Raw genomic sequence first — 18,145 nt, forward strand, 5'->3', positions numbered from 1 at the left:
CCAGTGTTGAGCGCGTAGAGTCTGTGTTTGAAAGCGCAGATGTTAGCTTTAGCCATGAAGCCTTGGCAAAATCTGATCGCCCCGAATTGACGGCGGCCAGCATTGTTGTATCGGGCGGACGTGGCTTAGGCAATGGCGAGAATTTCGACATGCTGTACAAGGTGGCCGATAAACTGGGTGCGGCTGTGGGTGCTTCGCGTGCAGCAGTGGATGCCGGTTACGTTCCCAACGATATGCAGGTGGGGCAGACGGGTAAGTTGGTCGCGCCGGATCTGTACATTGCGGTGGGTATTTCGGGTGCGATTCAGCACTTAGCCGGGATGAAGGATTCAAAAGTGATCGTAGCGATCAATAAAGATGAAGAAGCCCCGATATTCCAAGTGGCCGATTATGGACTGGTGGCGGATCTGTTTGAGGCTGTTCCCGAGTTAGAGAGTGCTATAAGTTAAGTGATTTGCAAGTCTATTATCTGCCCGGCATCTAAGTGACTTATGGCCCTGTAAACCATGAAGATGCCGTTTGTCCGTCACGGGTTCTATCCGTGGCGGAATTTTTAGCTCAGTGCATCAATCGTTAAAAGACACTGTTTTAGGTGTTTGATCATCAGTGCCATGTCTTCAAATGACGTGCCAGTGAAACCCAAGACAAAGCCTTGTAAAACCTTTGAGGGGATGCATCGTGCATTGGGTGCATAATGTGAAGATAAAGATGAGAGCATAATCTGTTGCTTGAATAGTTCAACCGCAATGTGTTGATCCCAGAATATTGGTCGTTTTTTTTCCAACCAGTCTGTCTTGAAATGAAGCGTAAGATGCATTCCACCTAATGGATTGGTCCAATTAAACCAAATGGTTAGGTTGTCTTCTACAAGTGATACTAGATGATCACGTTTATGTCGATAATGACGCCGCATTCGATTCAAATGACGACCAAACGCTCGGCTGAGCATAAAGTCCTCGAGGGCGGGTTGAGTTGAAAGCGAAACCGTGCCAGCGATAGAGGTTTGCACTTGGCTGATGACGCGACAATGGGGTAGAGGGGCAATGACAAAGCTTAAGCGCAAGCCTCTGAATAGCACTTTAGAAAAGCTTCCCATAAAAAATATGCGATTCATCCTATCCATCTGCATCAGTGGAACGCCGGAGTGTCCTTGATAGACAAACTCATTGTCGTAGTCGTCCTCAATAATCCACAAGGGGTATTGTTCCATCTGTTTAAACCACTCATCACGTCTTTGCGACGACATCGACGTGCCCAGTGGATATTGGCGATTGGGTGTCAATACACACACGGAGGTTTGCTCGGATCTGGGTGGAGGGCGTGTTCCATCGGCATCAATGGGTAAGAAACGCACAGGGGCTTTTAAGCCTTGAAAAGCATTGATGAGCGGAGGATAGGTTGGATTTTCCAGCCAAAAGGTCGCTTTCGGGGCTAGGTGCCTGAGAGTTTGCTGCAGTAAGTGCAAAGAGTCACGGCTACCAGCGGTTAAAAAAACTTGGTCTGCACAGATAGTGAGACCTCGGAGTTGATAAAGATAGTCCGCAATCGCGTGTTTTAGTCTGGGTAAGCCCTGCCAGTACTCACCCTTTAGAACCGATGGATCGGGGTTAAGCCAGCTTCTGCGCATGCTTTTTGCCCACTCCTTGACAGGAAAAACCTCAATGTCGATGCCTGAGTCAAAGCGTTTTGTTTTTAAGGCTGGGCTGGGCGTTGGGCACGGGCGTTCTGGGCTGTGCAGCTGTGAATTCGCCGTTTGCGCAATGAACACGCCTTTTTTGGGCTCGCTCACCAAAATCCCTTCAGCCAGCAATTGATCGTAGGCTTGGCTCACCGTGCTACGAGAGATGCCTAATGCCGAGGCTAACGCACGAGAAGAGGGCAGTCGGCTGCCAGTGGTCAAGCGTTGAGACTGCACGGCGGATTTGATTTGATGGATCAACTGCAGGTAGAGCTTACCCTCATCTGGATTGATTGAAAGCGTTAAGCTGCTAAGTGAGGTGTCCATATGAGGTGTCCATTAATCTGGCCTGTATAAAAAAGTAAAAACTGGATATTTTTATACTAGCCAGATCGCCCTAGGATAGCACTATCTTTTTTGAGTGGATGGAGTTCATGCAATGCAATCAAATCTAGCCGTAACAGATAAAACACGAGTAAAGCGGGGGCCAAAGCGTGCCGATTATTCGATTGAGCGCATACATCAGATTATAGATGCGTCTCTGCTGTGCCATGTGTCTCAGTGTGTAGAGGGTCAGCCGTTTATTACACCGACTTGCCACTGGCGTCAGGGGGATTATCTATATTGGCACGGGCATAGTCACGCCCGAAATCTGTCCGTAGGACAGCCTGTTGCCGTTAATATCTGCCAACTCGATGGGTTGGTGATGGCGAGGTCGGCCTTTCATCATTCGATTAATTATCGCTCGGTCACACTGTTTGGCATTCCTGAGCTTGTGACCGACAAACAAGAGCAAACAGAGTCCCTGCGCTGGTTTGTTGATAAAATATCTCCCGAGCGTTGGGCACAGTTAAGACCAATGACTGAAACAGAATTAAAAGCTACAGGGATTGTTCGACTTAAAATCCAAGAGGCATCCTGTAAAGTCAGGGCTGCGCCACCCGTTGACGATGCTGACGATTATGAATGGCCTGTTTGGGCGGGCGTCATTCCGTTAGAAAAACGCTGGGGAGTCATGGAGCAAGACCCGGTGCAATCGGTTGACTATCCAGAACCGAAGTTGTCTGATGCCTTTTAATTTGTGTTGAAAGCTTAGAGTTAAATCAACAATGTGCATCCGTTGCATGACTGGCTGCGGATGCGTTTATTCTGACTATCCCGTCCTGTATTTTCTGAGGAAAATTTATGCGTCGAATAGCAGTAGGTAGGTTATGGCTCAATAAGCCATACAATTGTACTAAACAAACATTTGTTCTTGATTTGTGACGTGATTCATATTAAAAAGTGCGACTGTGAATTAACGTCGCACGAACTCAATCAGGGCTTTATCTGGATAATGTGTTGCAGATAAGGGGGTTGGGCTTAAGGAATGCACCGCGTGCGTTATGGATAAACTGGATCATTGGATATGATTGTAATACAAGGAGCGGGGATCGCAGGGCTTACCTTAGCTGCGCTTCTCGAAAAAGCAGGCCAAGAATATTGCGTTGTTGAACGTGCTGAAGTTCTCAATACCATTGGTACGGGCTTGCTGCTGCAACCCAATGCGCAAGCTGTCTTGTCAGAACTGGGCTTATTGCGTGAAATGCTACAGCTCAGCACATGTGTTGAATCAATGAGCTTAGGGGCTTGTCATCGACCCGCTGTGATTCGGTGGGGAAATGACTTTGCCTTAGGTGTTCATCGTGGTGATTTGCACAGTTTGCTGTTGAGTTTGATTCCAGCATCTAAAATTTTTCTATCGACCTCCATCGTCGATTGGAAAGAGCACCCCTTGGGTGTCGAGGTTAAACTCAGTGATCATCAGCGATTGGTGGCAACTCACTTAATTGGCGCAGACGGATTGCGCTCTTCGATCCGTCACACCTGTTATACCTCACAAGAATATCGGTACAGCGGTCAATGGTGCTGGCGAACGGTTATTAACGCTAAACCCTTTGAGGATCGGGCCATCGAGCTGTTTAAAGGCAGCTATCGTTTAGGGGCTATTCCGATTGGATGTCAACAGACCTATGTCTATTGGGTAAGCAGTCATTTAGAACAAGACCCCGTTGAGCAGTTTGTTCCAGACCAAACAAGGCTGTGCTTGTTTGGTGAAAAAGGAGAGCAGTTGGCTTCATATCTGACCCCTGATTTGCTCTGGCTCTGTCATCCTTTGTGTGATCGTGCTGTTCGTTGGGGGAAGAAAAAGGTGATTCTGATTGGCGATGCTGCACACCCCGTGACCCCTAACTTAGGGCAGGGCGCTGCGTTGGGAATGGAAGATGCGTGGTGTTTGTATCGGTTATTGACTCAAAAACAAGCGAGTGCAGAGGCCTTGAAGCGCATGCGTCATGGTCGGGTTAAGTCTGTGCGTCGACTCTCGTGGTGGGCAGGTAAATTTGCCCATCTTGAAAATCCTGTAGCCGTCAAACTTCGGGATATCACTCTGCGCTGCGTTCCTGAACAGATGATTGCTAAAACTCAGCTGCGCTTTGCCGAAGGGTTTAGTCAGGGGATGTACCGGATTTAAGTCGAAAGGCGTATTGATACAAAAAAACCGTTGGATTCCTTGAACAAATTTCAATTTCTGGTATTGTTCTGGTCAAATCTTAACCGCTGATTTAATTGCAACTTGCTGGCGGTATATAAATGAGCTAAAGCGCGTTCCGCTTCGTTTACCGCTTGCTCGTCAATTATACCTCCTGGCGTGTTTATATTTTTAGTCGTGTGCGGTGCTTATGTGACTAGGAGGAAACCGATGGAAAGTCTCAATCACGTTTACTTTCAGGCCTATTCAGGGCAGGGCTGTGTATCTCAACGCCAATCGAGCTATCGTATTTTTTTACGCGCGCACCTCAGAGCGGGTGTAAGTGCGGAACTGCATTCCCTTCGTATAGAAGTGACAGATCAACTGCCCAGTCTTGAAGAGTTGGAGTTTGAGCGTCATGTCGAGCCCCTGCGTCGTCGCTTTCAGTTGCGCATGGAGCAAGCCTATCAAAATCAAGTGCGTCATGTTGAGGTCGAGATTCAATACTATCCATTTGATGCTGCACAATCGAAAACGAATCCTCCTGTTTCTGCAATGCGGGCCTAGGCCGTCTGTTTTACTGACCCATTTTCTGTGTACGTCTTCCTGAAGGTGCTCAGCGAGCTTTTTATCGCTCTCACATTTGATCGATAAAATTTTAACGCGAAGCCTTGATCAATCGTCATTTATCTATTAATGTATATACAAATATATACATTATGTATTTCGAGTTTTATAACGACTTACAGAGAGATAAAACATGGTTGACCTCAGCGCCTGCGACAGGGTTTGGATTAACGCCACTCTTGCAACCCAAAGCATTGACTCGACAGAGCCCTATGGTGTTCTGAATGACGCTTTAATTGGTGTGCGAGAGGGTCGAATTACCCATATTGAGTCCATGTCCAACCTTGATGTCGAAGCATTGCAAGGACTGGATGTTCAGGATGTGCAAGGTCGCTGGATTACACCGGGTTTGATTGATGCGCACACGCATCTCGTCTATTCAGGCAGCCGTGCTAAAGAGTTTGAAATGCGCTTGCAAGGGGCTACTTATGAAGAAATTGCCAAGGCGGGTGGTGGAATTCTTTCAAGTGTCCAGCACACGCGTGTGGCCAGTTTTGAACAGTTGCTGGCCGAGTCTGTGCCGCGCTTGCAGGCATTGATGGCCGAAGGCGTGACCTGTGTCGAAATTAAGTCAGGTTATGGTCTGGATTTAGAAACAGAGCTCAAGCTTTTGAGAGTGGCACGGCACCTAGCTCAACTCTTTCCTGTGCGTATATCAACAACACTGTTAGCTGCCCATGCGCTGCCACCTGAATACAAAGATCGCTCAGATGCGTACATCGATTTTATCTGTGATGAGCTGTTACCTCTAGCTGTTGCTGAAGGGCTGGTTGATGCGGTTGACGTGTTCTGTGAGTCCATTGGTTTTAGTGCGGCACAGAGTGAGCGCCTGTTTCAAGCGGCCAACCGTTATGGTTTGGGTATTCATATTCATGCAGAGCAGCTATCCCAGCAACACGGAGCCGCACTTGCTGCGCGGTATGGGGCTTGGTCGGCTGATCATTTGGAATGGCTTGATGAAGAGGGTGTTGAAGCGATGAAGGCGGCCAAGACCCAAGCGACGCTGCTGCCAGGCGCCTTTTACTTCCTGCGAGAAACACGCCTGCCGCCGATTGATCTGTTGCGCACGCATCAAGTGCCCATGGTGGTGGCAACGGATCTAAACCCCGGTACATCTCCCTTTGCTTCCTTGCGTTTGGCGATGAATATGGCCTGTACTCTGTTTCGTTTAACGCCAGAAGAAGCCTTGGCGGGGGTTACACGCCACGCAGCGTCGGCACTGGGAATGGGGGAGAGTTTAGGCCAATTACGGCCCGGTTTCTTAGCTGACTTTGTGGTTTGGGATGTGCAGCATCCCGCCGATTTGGCCTATCAATGTGGGGTAAGAGCCGTGTATCAGCGTGTTTTTAATGGAGAGATTAGCCATGCATGAGTCCTTTATGAAAGAGGCGTGGTCTGGGCGTATCGATCGTGAAGAAGTGCCTGAGCTGTCACTGCGCTTGCATCAATGTGTCCAGCCCTTTGCACCTTCAGAGTCACCTTCCGCGGAGGGCGTTGTCGTCATCGGCTTTTGTTCAGATGAGGGAGTGAAGCGAAACCAAGGGCGCATCGGAGCCGCGCACGCGCCTAATCAATTGCGTCGTTTTTTGAGTCAATTGCCTTGGCAAACCAACCTGCCTGTATACGATGCAGGTAACATCGACTGCCAGGATGGGCAATTGGAAGCGGCACACCTGGCCTTGGCCGAGCAGGTCGCTCTTGTGTTAGCGCATCGAGGCTTTCCGTTTATTCTAGGGGGCGGGCATGAAGTGGCCTATGGTTCTTGGCTAGGTTTAGTGACCCATCTTGAGCGTTCAATCGCCGATCACTCCGTGCGACCTACAATCGGCATTATCAATTTTGATGCGCATTTTGACTTGCGAAAAGCCGAGCAGAGCAGTTCGGGCACACCTTTTTATCAAATCGCCGAGGCCTGTAACGCACGGAATATCGATTTTCATTACGCCTGTTTTGGTGTGAGTGAAACGGCCAATACGCTAGCGCTCTTCGAACGGGCGGATGCATTAAACGTATGCGTGCGTAAGGATAAAGCCCTGACGCTACTGGATCTGCCCTCCGCTCGTGCGCAATTGGCAAGCTTCATGAAGGATTGCGATCTGATTTATTTAACCATTGATTTGGATGTCTTTCCGGCAGCCGTCGCGCCAGGAGTGAGTGCGCCTGCACCACGCGGTGTGAGTCTTGAGGTTATCGAGTCGTTAATCGACGAGATTAAAGCAACAGGCAAGCTTGCCGTGGCAGACATCGCTGAATACAACCCTACCTATGATATCGACAACCACACAGCGCGTGTTGCGGCACGTCTGTTTTACACTATAACAAGAGGATAAGGCTAATGAACGCAAATCGACATGACCCCTCCCGTGTCATCAAAGCGCCTGTTGGGACAGAGCGTCAATGTAAAAGTTGGTTAACTGAAGCCGCGTTGCGCATGTTAATGAATAACTTGCATCCAGATGTCGCAGAGCGTCCTGAGGACTTGGTTGTGTATGGTGGTATTGGCCGTGCCGCACGTGATTGGGAATGCTTTGATAAAATTGTCGAGGTGCTAAAGCGCTTGGAAGACGATCAAACGCTGTTGGTGCAATCGGGCAAACCTGTTGGCGTGTTCCAAACTCACGCAGATGCACCGCGTGTCTTGATTGCAAACTCTAACCTGGTGCCGCATTGGGCCACTTGGGAGCACTTCAACGAGTTGGATCGCAAGGGGCTGATGATGTACGGCCAGATGACGGCCGGCTCTTGGATCTACATAGGCTCACAAGGGATAGTGCAAGGCACTTACGAAACCTTTGTCGCCATGGCTAAGCAGCATTATCAAGGTGACACACAAGGTCGTTGGGTGTTAACAGGCGGACTCGGAGGCATGGGCGGCGCTCAACCTTTGGCGGCGACCATGGCGGGTTTCCATTGCATTGCAGTTGAGTGTGATGAAACCCGAATCGACTTTAGAATCAGAACAGGCTATGTCGATAAAAAAGCCTATTCACTTGATGAAGCCTTGCAGCAACTTGAGGAAGCCAAACAATCCGGCGTACCCACTTCTATCGGGCTTTTAGGTAACTGCGCGGATATCTATCCCGAAATTGTTGAGCGTAACCTAATCCCTGATGTTGTGACCGATCAGACCAGTGCCCATGATCCGCTGAATGGCTATTTGCCAAAAGGTTGGACCTTGGAGCAAGCAAAGGCGTTGAGAGTAACCGATCCAAAAGCGGTTGTCGATGCGGCCAAAGAGTCGATGGCGATTCAAGTTAGAGCCATGCTGGCCTTGCAAGCAAAAGGTGCGCCCACCACTGACTATGGTAACAATATCCGTCAAATGGCCTTTGAAAAAGGCGTGGAGAATGCATTTGATTTCCCAGGGTTTGTGCCTGCGTATATTCGTCCTTTGTTCTGTCAAGGAATAGGGCCTTTCCGTTGGGCTGCCTTGTCTGGCGATCCTGAAGATATTTATAAAACCGACCAAAAAGTGAAGGAGTTGATCCCAGACGATCCGCATTTGCACAATTGGTTGGATATGGCACGCGAGCGCATTTCCTTTCAGGGCGTTCCTGCACGTATTTGCTGGGTAGGATTAAAAGACCGTGCGCGCTTGGCGCTGGCCTTTAATGAAATGGTCAAAACAGGCGAGTTAAAGGCGCCCATCGTGATCGGTCGTGACCATCTGGACTCAGGATCGGTTGCCAGTCCAAACCGTGAAACCGAGTCAATGCTCGATGGATCGGATGCTGTATCCGATTGGCCGTTGCTAAATGCGCTGTTGAATACCGCTGGCGGTGCCACCTGGGTTTCGTTGCACCATGGCGGTGGTGTTGGAATGGGCTTCAGTCAGCATTCGGGTGTTGTGATCGTGGCGGACGGAACAGATGCTGCGCATCGCCGTTTAGCTAGGGTTTTACGCAACGACCCAGGCACGGGCGTGATGCGTCATGCCGATGCTGGCTACGACATTGCTAAACAGTGCGCGCGGGAACAAGGGCTCGATCTGCCCATGTTGAACGATTAAGTCTAAGGCAGAGAGGGTGGTTTTCCCTCTCTTAGATAACCGAATAGGATAGAGACACCATGTTTAACTTAATGATTCAACCTGGAAAAATGACGCTGGCCGATTTGCGCCGCGTTAACCTTGAGCCTGTAAAACTGTCACTTGACCCCAGCTGTCGCGAGCTGATTGATCAAAGCCATGCCGCTGTTCAGCGGGTCATCGCTGAGGATCGTGTGGTTTATGGTATCAATACGGGGTTTGGTTTGCTGGCCAACACCCGCATCGAACCCAAAGACTTGGAGCTTTTGCAGCGCAGTATCGTTTTATCCCATGCGGCTGGCACTGGTAACATGATGGACGACTCTACGGTGCGTCTGATGATAGTCCTCAAAATCAACTCCTTGGCAAGAGGTTTCTCTGGCATTCGCAATGAGGTGATTGATGCGTTGATTCAGTTGGTCAATGCTGAAGTCTACCCCTGTGTTCCACAAAAAGGATCGGTGGGCGCGTCGGGGGATTTAGCACCCTTGGCACACATGAGCACTGTTTTATTGGGTGAGGGGGAAGTGCATTATCAAGGTCGCCGCATGAGTGGCGCGGAAGGCTTGGCAATTGCAGGGTTAAGTCCAATCACCCTTGCGCCCAAAGAAGGGTTGGCGCTGTTAAATGGCACACAAGCCTCGACTGCTTTTGCCTTGCAAGGCCTGTTTGCGGGAGAGGATTTGTTTGCCGCTGCTATTGTGGCGGGCACCTTCTCGGTTGAGGCGGCATTGGGCAGTCGCCGTCCTTTCGATGCCCGCATCCACGAGGTCAGAGGCCATCAAGAACAAATTGATACGGCCGCTGCCTACCGTTATTTGTTGGGTGAGTCGTCAGATGTGGGCAACTCCCATACCCAGTGTGAAAAAGTACAGGATCCGTATTCATTGCGTTGCCAGCCGCAAGTCATGGGTGCTTGTTTGCAGCAAATTCGTCACTCAGCTCGGGTATTGTTGACCGAAGCGAACGCTGTTTCTGATAATCCGCTGGTGTTTGCTGATCAGAATGAATTTATCTCTGGCGGTAATTTCCACGCAGAGCCCGTGGCGATGGCGGCGGATAACTTGGCACTGGCCTTGGCTGAAATCGGTGCGTTATCCGAGCGACGCATGGCGCTTTTGATTGACACCCATTTAAGCAAGTTGCCGCCGTTTTTGGTCAACAATGGCGGTGTTAACTCAGGTTTTATGATTGCGCAGGTGACGGCAGCCGCACTGGCATCCGAAAACAAGAGCATGGCGCATCCGGCTTCTGTTGATAGCATGCCGACCTCGGCGAATCAGGAAGACCATGTGTCAATGGCAACCTTTGCCGGACGTCGCTTGATTGAAATGGCCGACAACACCAGCGGAATACTGGCCATTGAAATGCTGTCGGCAGCTCAAGGGTTGGATTTCCGTGCCCCGTTAAAATCGAGCGAGCTCATTGAATCTGCAAAAGCCGTGCTGCGTGATCAGGTGAGCTTCTACGATAAAGATCGCTACTTTGCCCCTGATATTGAAAAAGCCAAGCAATTGGTCAAACAGGGTGCATTTAATGGCTACGCAACCCCCGGTTTGCTGCCAAGCTTTTAAGTCAGCGCTTATATCCAAGCGAGGTGGGTGTGCTATGGCATGCCCGCCTTTCTGTGTGTCTGAGACGTCTGTCGCAATTGTTTAAGAGGGGTATTGTCTTTACAATTTGAGCCCTTCGTTAAGTGGGATGAACTTGAGTGGATAGACAGCCGCGTTATCAGCAGATTAGACAATATATATCGGATGCTATTCGAGCTAAGCAGTTTGTGTCCGGTGATCGAATCCCCACAGAGGCCGCGTTGCAGGCTCAGTTCTCTGTCAGTCGCATGACCGTCAACAAAGCATTAAGGGATTTGGTGCAAGAAGGGCTGTTGGTGCGTTATCCAGGGCTGGGGACCTTTGTGTCAGATGCTAAGGCCGAGTCGCCTTTAACCGACATACGCAACATTGCCGAGGAGGTTCAACTAAGGGGGCATGTCTACTCCTGTGATGTGATCAAGCTCGAAGCAGTGTTGGCCTCTGAGTGGGTGGCCATGCGCTTGGGTGTTATGGCAGGCAGCCGCGTTTACCATTCCTTAATACTTCATAAAGAAAACTCAGTCCCGATCCAGCTTGAAGACCGCTATGTGTCGGCCGATCTTGTGCCCCATTATTTAGCGCAAGATTTTTTAGCGCAAACCCCCAATCAGTATCTGTCGGCCACCTGTCCAGCAACCGATATTGAGCATATCGTTGAAGCGGTCTTGCCAGATGAAAAGGTGCGGGCGTATCTGCAGGTGGACGCAACAATGCCATGCCTGCAAGTGAGCCGTCGGACTTGGTCGGGCGAGCGTTTGATCAGCTTTGCACTGTTGACGCACCCAGGCTCCAGTTATAAATTGCGCTCAGTGGTTCGGTTGGGCAAGGACTGAGCCCGCCTAACTGTTCAGTCACGGCTAGGGTGGTGAATCTGTTCAATGAACGATAAATTGCCATGCTTAGATGTTAAACTTTAATCCTTGTGCTGTGTCACAGTCACATACATCCGTATAACCCCATTTATTTTCAATGCGTCAGGGAGATCGCCATTATGTTAGAAAATGAAGTCACGCGCCTAGTCATTAAGCGTCATCCGTTCATTTACTTAGCGGGTTTAGTGCGTCTGTTTATTGCGATAGGGCTCTATTTGTTGTCGCAAAACGCCAACAGTGCACAGCCTTTTTGGGATAAATGGGCGGTCATTGAGTGGTACCGTGATACCGTGAGTGAGTACTTTGGTGCTGGCTTTGGCATACCCGCGCTCTGGGTGAGTCTTGCGATCTTGGCCGTCGCTGTTTGGTTTTTTATAAAAGCCATTGCCAAGTTGTTGCACCCGCTGACCCTAAGGGATGAGGTGACAAGCCATCGGTTGACGAGCCGTTCGGGTTTGCTGTTTCAACGTAAGCAGGAGTTGTATCTGCGCGCAGTTGATGGCGTTTTGTTGGAGCAAAGCTTAATAGGAAAGCTAATGAATACGGGGACACTGAAGGTGATAGGTCGTGGTGATAGTTCGATTACCTTGACGTATGTGTTGTATTACGATGAAACAAAAGACGCTTTTGATCATTTGCTGCTCAAGGAAGCGCCGATTTAATCCTCTTCTGAGCCTGTTCAGGCTCGCTTCTATCTAATCTCTATGAAGTAATCCTATCAAAGCCCAGATTCTCCTGGGCTTTTTTGCTTTTTCGTTAAAAATTAGGTAAGTTAAATAAGTGCTTTGCAATGCAATGTATTGTGAGGCTTGATATTAACGAAACCTAAGGTTGGCGAGTGAGCATAAAACTCGAAGTTAAACATCTATATAAAGTCTTTGGCGATGAGCCAGCAAAAGCCATCGAAATGGCAAAACAAGGCATGGGTAAAGACGAGATTTTTACCAAAACGGGCATGGCGCTCGGCGTAAAGGACGTCTCTCTCCAAATACATACGGGCGAAATTTTCGTCATTATGGGCTTGTCTGGTTCAGGAAAATCCACTCTGGTACGTTTGCTTAACCGTCTGATAGAGCCCAGCGCGGGCCAAGTGCTGCTTGATGGTGACGATATTGCCGCCATGTCTGACGAGGCGTTGCGTAACGTTCGACTCAAAAAAATCAGCATGGTGTTTCAGTCCTTTGCACTGATGCCGCATTTGTCTGTCTTGGAAAACACAGCGTTTGGTTTGGAGCTCGCAGGTATTTCGGTTAGCGAGCGCCATGAAAAAGCCCTGCAGGCTTTGCAGCAGGTCGGGCTCGAGGCGCATCAGCATGCGTATCCTGATGAGTTGTCGGGTGGAATGCAGCAGCGCGTAGGGTTGGCACGTGCGTTGGCAATCGACCCGGAAGTACTATTGATGGACGAAGCCTTTTCGGCACTGGACCCACTGATTCGCACAGGTATGCAGGATGAGTTGGTTCAACTGCAAGCCAAGTATCAGCGCACCATTGTCTTTATTTCGCATGATCTGGACGAAGCCATGCGCATAGGGGATCGAATCGCCATTATGCAAGGCGGCGAGGTGGTTCAGGTCGGAACCCCTGATGATATCTTGCATAATCCTGCGAATGATTATGTTCGATCCTTTTTCCAAGGGGTGAATGTGTCTCAGGTGTTTACCGCCAAAGACATTTGCCGTCGCAAGCAATCGACCATTATCCGCAAAACCCTCGAAGGCGGTGTCGTGGCGGCGATTGCACAATTACAAGAAGCAGATCGAGACTTCGGTTATGTCGTGGATAAAGAGGGGCGTTTTGAAGGTATTGTAAGCCTTGCCTCGCTTTGGTCGGCTGAAAAATCAGGTAAGTCACTCATGGCTGCGTGTTTATTGGATTTGCCGACAGTTAACGCCGACGCGTCATTAAGTGAAATTATTTCCGTTATTGCGCAAGCACCCTGTGCCGTGCCAGTTGTCGATGATCACCAACAATACCTAGGTCTGATTACCCGAGCGCAGTTATTGCAGGCGCTGGATAGAGAAGAGGGCACGAATCCATGACCACCACTACCGAAACTGCAGATCCTTGGTCAAGCGCAGCACCTCCGGCAGACAGATCCATGGCCTCAGACCCTTGGGGGAATGCCCCCAGTGCGGATGCGCAAGCGTCTGGGTCAAGCTGGTTGACTGCATCCAGCGAGCAGGCACCCATCACCAATACATGGCTTGATCCCTTCCAGGTGGAATGGTTTGATTTGCGCGGCATCGTGAACACGGGTGTGAAGCACCTCGTCGAAAATTTTCGAGGGTTTTTTGATGTTGCAAAGCAACCTGTTGATTGGATGCTTGAAATTTTCACGCTCGCGCTGACCAGTGCCCATCCATTTGTGGTGATCGCGCTCTTTGCACTGGTGTGTTGGCAGGTGTCTGGCTGGCGCTTGGCGCTGGGCGGCATTGTGTCCTTGGTGTTTTTGGGTGCCATGAGTGTCTGGGATGAGTCCATGATCACCTTGGCCTTGGTGCTGACCTCTGTTTTCTTCTGTCTTTTGATTGGGATTCCTACAGGAATCTTAATGTCACGCAGTGAAGGTTTCGCGCGTGCGTTGCGGCCGATTTTGGATGCGATGCAGACCACGCCTGCTTTTGTGTATTTGGTGCCCATTGTTATGCTGTTTGGTATTGGGCGCGTGCCGGGCGTCATCGTCACCATTATCTTTGCCATGCCGCCGCTTATTCGCTTAACCCATTTAGGTATTAAGCAGGTGCCGGCCGACTTGATTGAGGCCTCGCGGGCATTTGGCGCCAGTCGTCGTCAAATTCTTTACCGTGTGCAATTGCCTTTGGCCGTGCCCACAATCATGGCGGGGGTGAATCAAACCCTGATGCTGTCGTTATCGATGGTGGTTATTGCGTCGATGATTGCCGTGCCGGGTTTGGGCTTAATGGTATTGCGGGGCATAGGTCGACTGGATGTTGGTCTTGCGACGGTGGGTGGGCTCGGAATCGTTATGTTGGCCATCCTGCTGGATCGCATGACACAGTCTCTCGGACGAGACGCGCGTGAGCGCGGAACACGACACTGGTATGAATCAGGCCCTATCGGTTGGATTTATCGCCAATTCAAAACCCAGTCTAAAAACTAGGTATTATCAAACTCCCAAGGAGAATAGAATGCTAAGTAAACGAACCCAACATACCTTGTTATTCACCAGTCTGTTGAGCGTTTCTGGCTTTGCAATGGCTCAGCCGGGCAGTGGTGTAAGTGTTCAAGCTGTTCACAGCCCTATTGCGGAAGAAGCCTTTCAAACGGTCATCGTGAACGAAGCGCTAAAAGCCTTAGGCTATGATGTTAAGCCGATTCAAGAAGTCGACTACAGCGCCGGCTATACAGCCATTGCAAATGGTGACGCGACCTACACCGCCGTCAACTGGTTTCCTTTGCACAATACAATGTATGAAAATGCTGGCAGTGATGATGCGTTTTACCGTGCAGGGCATTATGTAGAAGGTGCGGCACAAGGCTATTTGATCGATAAGAAAACCGCCGATGCGCACAACATCACCAATATCGCCGATTTTGCCAAGCCAGAAATTAGAGCTTTGTTTGACAACAATGGTGATGGAAAAGCCGACTTAACGGGCTGTCAGGCGGGTTGGGGTTGTGAAGGGGTGATCGAGCATCATTTAGATGCGTATGATCTCCGAGACAAAATCAACCATAATCAAGGCTCCTATGCGGCGATTATCTCCGATACCATCACGCGTTATGAGCAAGGCGAGCCGATTTTTTATTACACCTGGACGCCTTATTGGGTATCGGGCATTCTTGTTCCGGGTACCGATGTTGTTTGGTTAGAGGTGCCTTTCTCGGCAAACCCAAATGATACTGACACCGAGTTGCCGAATGGTCGTAACTACGGCTTCGATATTAACTCGATGCGTATCGTTGCGAACAAAGCCTGGGCCGAAGCCAACCCTGCCGCTGCGAAGCTGTTTGAGGTGATGAGTCTGCCTGTGAATGATGTCAGCGCACAGAATATGCTGGTTCGTAATGGCGAAGACAGCCCTGCACAAATTGAGCGTCATGCGCAGTCATGGATTGCAGCACATCAATCGACGTTTGATGCCTGGGTTGATGCCGCGCGTGCGGCTGCAAACTAATTCATTTCGGTTGTCATGTTAATGTCATATAAAAACCCTAGCCTAGTGCTAGGGTTTTTTATGCATGAATTGAGAGTTTTCCTCGAAGAATAGAAAGCTTTCCACTATAATCGCGCGTTTTATTGGCTGTAGGGCTATCCGTCTACTGACCAGATTACAGGGTACGAGGAGCTGACATGATCAAAACCCCCTATTACCTTATCGATAAGGCAAGTTTATTGCGCAATCTGGAAAAGATCGCGTATGTGCGTGAGCATTCCGGTGCAAAGGCGCTGTTGGCGTTGAAATGTTTCGCGACTTGGTCGGTTTTTGATCTGATGCGCGAGTACATGGACGGCACGACCTCGTCGTCACTGTTTGAAGTGCGCTTAGGCAAAGAAAAGTTTGGTAAAGAAACGCATGCCTACAGTGTGGCTTATTCTGATGATGAAATAGAGCAGGTTTTGGCGTGCTCTGACAAGATTATTTTTAATTCTATCAGTCAGTTACAGCGCTTTTCTGAAGCGTCTTCTAATCATGTGCGTGGCCTGCGGGTGAATCCGCGTGTCAGCACGTCTGAATTTATTATTGCTGACCCGGCACGGCCATTTAGCCGTTTGGGTGAGTGGGATCCTGTCAAAATCGAAGGCGTGATCGATCAGATCTCTGGCTTCATGTTCCACAATAACTGCGAAAATGACGACTTTAATCGCTTTGATGAAATGCTGACGCAAATTGAAACAACGTTTGGTCATCTTTTGCATCAAGTTGAGTGGGTGAGCTTGGGCGGTGGCATTCACTTTACGGGTGAGGGCTATCCTGTTGATGCCTTTTGCGCACGCTTAAAGCAGTTTGCACAAACCTTCGGTGTGCAGGTGTATTTAGAGCCGGGTGAAGCGGCCATTACTTTATCGACCACTTTGGAAGTCACGGTGCTTGATACGTTGTTTAATGGTAAGAACCTGGCGGTGGTGGACAGCTCCATCGAAGCACATATGTTAGATTTATTGATTTACCAGCAAAGCGCCAAGATGGCCCCCTGTGAAGGTGAGCACGAGTACATGGTGTGCGGTAAGTCCTGCTTGGCGGGTGATATTTTTGGTACGTTTAGATTTGATGCGCCGCTGAAAGCGGGTGATCGTTTATCTTTTATCGATGCCGCTGGTTACACAATGGTGAAAAAGAATTGGTTTAATGGCGTGCAAATGCCATCAATCGCAGTACGCCAGTTGGATGGCCGCGTTGAGCTGATCAGGGAGTTTACCTTCGACGACTTTGTCCAGAACCTCTCTTAATTATTAAGAGGGGTAAATTGTTCGGCCCATGTTAAAAAGTGGAGTTGAGGAAAGAAATGAAAAAAAATGTTCTGATTATTGGTGCTGGAGGTGTGGCCCAAGTAGTGGCTCATAAATGTGCGCAACATAACGATATTTTGGGAAATATAGCGATTGCTTCCCGAAACATTGAAAAATGTGAGCATATTATTGCCAGTGTGTTAGAAAAGGGCAGCATGAAAGTGCAGGGTAGTCTTAACGCCTATGCTTTAAACGCATTGGATATTGAAGCGACTAAGGCGCTGATTGTAGAGACTGAGTCTCAACTGGTCATCAATGTCGGATCGGCTTTCATCAACATGTCTGTGCTGAGTGCCTGTATTGATACAGGGGCTGCGTACCTGGACACGGCGATTCATGAAGATCCTGCAAAAATCTGTGAAACACCCCCTTGGTATGCCAACTACGAATGGAAGCGTCGTGATCTGTGTAAAGAGAAGGGCGTTACGGCTATTTTGGGTGTGGGTTTTGATCCGGGTGTTGTCAATGCCTATGCGGCATTGGCGGATCGTGAATATTTCGACTCGATTGATTCCATCGATATCATCGATATCAATGCGGGCAGTCATGGGCGTTATTTTGCGACCAACTTTGATCCTGAAATAAACTTCCGCGAGTTTACAGGTCAGGTTTGGTCTTGGCAGAACAACGAGTGGACTTCAAATAAAATGTTTGAAGTGAAGCGTACGGATGATCTTCCGGTGGTAGGGGTGCAAACCTCTTACATGACTGGGCATGATGAAGTGCATTCTTTGTCCGCGAATTTGAAGGTGCCGAATGTGCGCTTTTGGATGGGCTTTGGTGAGCATTACATTAATGTCTTTACCGTATTGAACAATTTAGGTCTTTTGTCGGAGCAACCGGTTGTGACGGCTGAGGGCTTAGAGGTTGTGCCTTTAAAGGTGGTTAAGGCGGTGTTGCCGGATCCTTCTTCCTTGGCACCGGATTACACAGGTAAAACCTGTATTGGTGATTTGGTGAAGGGTAAAAAGGACGGTCAGGATAAAGAGGTCTTTATCTATAACGTGGCCGATCATAAAGTTGCCTACGATGAAGTGGGTAGCCAAGGGATTTCGTACACGGCGGGTGTTCCTGCTGTTGCGGCTGCAATTCTGGTTGCCAAGGGTGATTGGGATGTGAGCACCATGGTGAACGTTGAGGAGTTGCCTCCGCAGCCTTTCTTGCAGTTGCTGAACGAGATGGGCTTGCCCACGCGTATCCGTGATGAGCAGGGTGATCGTGATTTAACGTTTAATTAAGTTTTGTGTTTGATAAAAAAACCAGCTTTTTAATCGAAGCTGGTTTTTTTGTTTTTTAAGTAATTAAGCAAGGTTCTTTTTCAAGGGCGTGTATAATGGCGTTATCTTGAATGAAGAGTATCCATAG

Annotated in this window: 16 protein-coding genes; 15 read left to right on the forward strand and 1 reads right to left on the reverse strand. The window is 49.2% G+C overall.

What is annotated here, in order from left to right; translation table 11 throughout:
• On the forward strand, positions 1–449 hold a 449-nt coding region (locus F5971_RS11540), incomplete at its 5' end, for an electron transfer flavoprotein subunit alpha/FixB family protein (protein WP_246187799.1).
• 104 nt (positions 450–553) lie between these two features.
• On the opposite strand, the gene pdxR is transcribed toward F5971_RS11540, so the two are convergent.
• Positions 554–2,005, reverse strand: coding sequence for a MocR-like pyridoxine biosynthesis transcription factor PdxR (pdxR, locus tag F5971_RS11545; protein WP_193495032.1), 1,452 nt, complete (start codon positions 2,003–2,005; stop codon positions 554–556).
• Positions 2,006–2,117: 112 nt separating this feature from the next.
• Here pdxR and F5971_RS11550 point away from each other — a divergent pair, with 112 nt between their 5' ends.
• From F5971_RS11550 to F5971_RS11615, 14 genes are all read left to right on the forward strand, one after another.
• On the forward strand, positions 2,118–2,756 hold the full coding sequence (locus tag F5971_RS11550) for a pyridoxamine 5'-phosphate oxidase family protein (RefSeq protein WP_193495033.1): 639 nt from the start codon (positions 2,118–2,120) through the stop codon (positions 2,754–2,756).
• 330 nt (positions 2,757–3,086) lie between these two features.
• On the forward strand, positions 3,087–4,190 hold the full coding sequence (locus tag F5971_RS11555; protein WP_193495034.1) for an FAD-dependent oxidoreductase: 1,104 nt from the start codon (positions 3,087–3,089) through the stop codon (positions 4,188–4,190).
• Between the two features lie 228 nt (positions 4,191–4,418).
• Positions 4,419–4,754, forward strand: coding sequence for a hypothetical protein (locus F5971_RS11560; RefSeq protein ID WP_036509945.1), 336 nt, complete (start codon positions 4,419–4,421; stop codon positions 4,752–4,754).
• A gap of 193 nt (positions 4,755–4,947) precedes the next feature.
• The gene (hutI, locus tag F5971_RS11565; protein ID WP_193495035.1) at positions 4,948–6,186 is read left to right on the forward strand and encodes an imidazolonepropionase; all 1,239 of its coding nucleotides are present in this window, start codon (positions 4,948–4,950) and stop codon (positions 6,184–6,186) included.
• Entirely contained in the window at positions 6,179–7,144 is a 966-nt protein-coding gene (gene hutG / locus F5971_RS11570; RefSeq protein ID WP_193495036.1) for a formimidoylglutamase, read from the forward strand. The genes hutI and hutG overlap by 8 nt, the downstream gene beginning before the upstream one ends.
• A gap of 5 nt (positions 7,145–7,149) precedes the next feature.
• Positions 7,150–8,823: a urocanate hydratase gene (gene hutU / locus F5971_RS11575; RefSeq protein ID WP_193495037.1), complete on the forward strand. Its 1,674-nt coding sequence runs from the start codon at positions 7,150–7,152 to the stop codon at positions 8,821–8,823.
• Between the two features lie 59 nt (positions 8,824–8,882).
• Complete coding sequence (gene hutH, locus F5971_RS11580) at positions 8,883–10,415, forward strand: histidine ammonia-lyase (RefSeq protein WP_193495038.1); 1,533 nt, start codon at positions 8,883–8,885, stop codon at positions 10,413–10,415.
• 137 nt (positions 10,416–10,552) lie between these two features.
• Entirely contained in the window at positions 10,553–11,266 is a 714-nt protein-coding gene (gene hutC, locus F5971_RS11585) for a histidine utilization transcriptional repressor HutC (protein WP_036509956.1), read from the forward strand.
• A 158-nt stretch (positions 11,267–11,424) separates the two neighbouring features.
• On the forward strand, positions 11,425–11,967 hold the full coding sequence (locus F5971_RS11590) for a PH domain-containing protein (RefSeq protein ID WP_193495039.1): 543 nt from the start codon (positions 11,425–11,427) through the stop codon (positions 11,965–11,967).
• 176 nt (positions 11,968–12,143) lie between these two features.
• The gene (gene proV, locus F5971_RS11595; RefSeq protein ID WP_193495040.1) at positions 12,144–13,346 is read left to right on the forward strand and encodes a glycine betaine/L-proline ABC transporter ATP-binding protein ProV; all 1,203 of its coding nucleotides are present in this window, start codon (positions 12,144–12,146) and stop codon (positions 13,344–13,346) included.
• The gene (proW, locus tag F5971_RS11600) at positions 13,343–14,428 is read left to right on the forward strand and encodes a glycine betaine/L-proline ABC transporter permease ProW (RefSeq protein WP_193495041.1); all 1,086 of its coding nucleotides are present in this window, start codon (positions 13,343–13,345) and stop codon (positions 14,426–14,428) included. The genes proV and proW overlap by 4 nt, the downstream gene beginning before the upstream one ends.
• A gap of 28 nt (positions 14,429–14,456) precedes the next feature.
• On the forward strand, positions 14,457–15,446 hold the full coding sequence (proX, locus tag F5971_RS11605) for a glycine betaine/L-proline ABC transporter substrate-binding protein ProX (protein ID WP_193495042.1): 990 nt from the start codon (positions 14,457–14,459) through the stop codon (positions 15,444–15,446).
• 176 nt (positions 15,447–15,622) lie between these two features.
• Positions 15,623–16,720 (forward strand): carboxynorspermidine decarboxylase, encoded by a 1,098-nt coding sequence (locus tag F5971_RS11610; protein ID WP_193495043.1) that lies wholly within the window; start codon positions 15,623–15,625, stop codon positions 16,718–16,720.
• A gap of 56 nt (positions 16,721–16,776) precedes the next feature.
• On the forward strand, positions 16,777–18,018 hold the full coding sequence (locus tag F5971_RS11615) for a saccharopine dehydrogenase family protein (protein ID WP_036509971.1): 1,242 nt from the start codon (positions 16,777–16,779) through the stop codon (positions 18,016–18,018).
• Positions 18,019–18,145: the final 127 nt, after the last annotated feature.

It is taken from the genome of Nitrincola alkalisediminis, assembly GCF_009821115.1.
Taxonomy (GTDB): Bacteria; Pseudomonadota; Gammaproteobacteria; order Pseudomonadales; family Balneatricaceae; genus Nitrincola; species Nitrincola alkalisediminis.

Coding starts and splice junctions, on each gene's coding strand:
- F5971_RS11615 (WP_036509971.1), top strand. CDS start 16,777: ATGAAAAAAAATGTTCTGATTATTGGTGCTGGAGGTGTGGCCCAAGTA.
- F5971_RS11550 (WP_193495033.1), top strand. CDS start 2,118: ATGCAATCAAATCTAGCCGTAACAGATAAAACACGAGTAAAGCGGGGG.
- pdxR (WP_193495032.1), bottom strand. CDS start 2,005: ATGGACACCTCACTTAGCAGCTTAACGCTTTCAATCAATCCAGATGAG.
- proX (WP_193495042.1), top strand. CDS start 14,457: ATGCTAAGTAAACGAACCCAACATACCTTGTTATTCACCAGTCTGTTG.
- F5971_RS11610 (WP_193495043.1), top strand. CDS start 15,623: ATGATCAAAACCCCCTATTACCTTATCGATAAGGCAAGTTTATTGCGC.
- F5971_RS11560 (WP_036509945.1), top strand. CDS start 4,419: ATGGAAAGTCTCAATCACGTTTACTTTCAGGCCTATTCAGGGCAGGGC.
- hutG (WP_193495036.1), top strand. CDS start 6,179: ATGCATGAGTCCTTTATGAAAGAGGCGTGGTCTGGGCGTATCGATCGT.
- F5971_RS11555 (WP_193495034.1), top strand. CDS start 3,087: ATGATTGTAATACAAGGAGCGGGGATCGCAGGGCTTACCTTAGCTGCG.
- hutH (WP_193495038.1), top strand. CDS start 8,883: ATGTTTAACTTAATGATTCAACCTGGAAAAATGACGCTGGCCGATTTG.
- F5971_RS11590 (WP_193495039.1), top strand. CDS start 11,425: ATGTTAGAAAATGAAGTCACGCGCCTAGTCATTAAGCGTCATCCGTTC.
- hutI (WP_193495035.1), top strand. CDS start 4,948: ATGGTTGACCTCAGCGCCTGCGACAGGGTTTGGATTAACGCCACTCTT.
- proW (WP_193495041.1), top strand. CDS start 13,343: ATGACCACCACTACCGAAACTGCAGATCCTTGGTCAAGCGCAGCACCT.
- hutU (WP_193495037.1), top strand. CDS start 7,150: ATGAACGCAAATCGACATGACCCCTCCCGTGTCATCAAAGCGCCTGTT.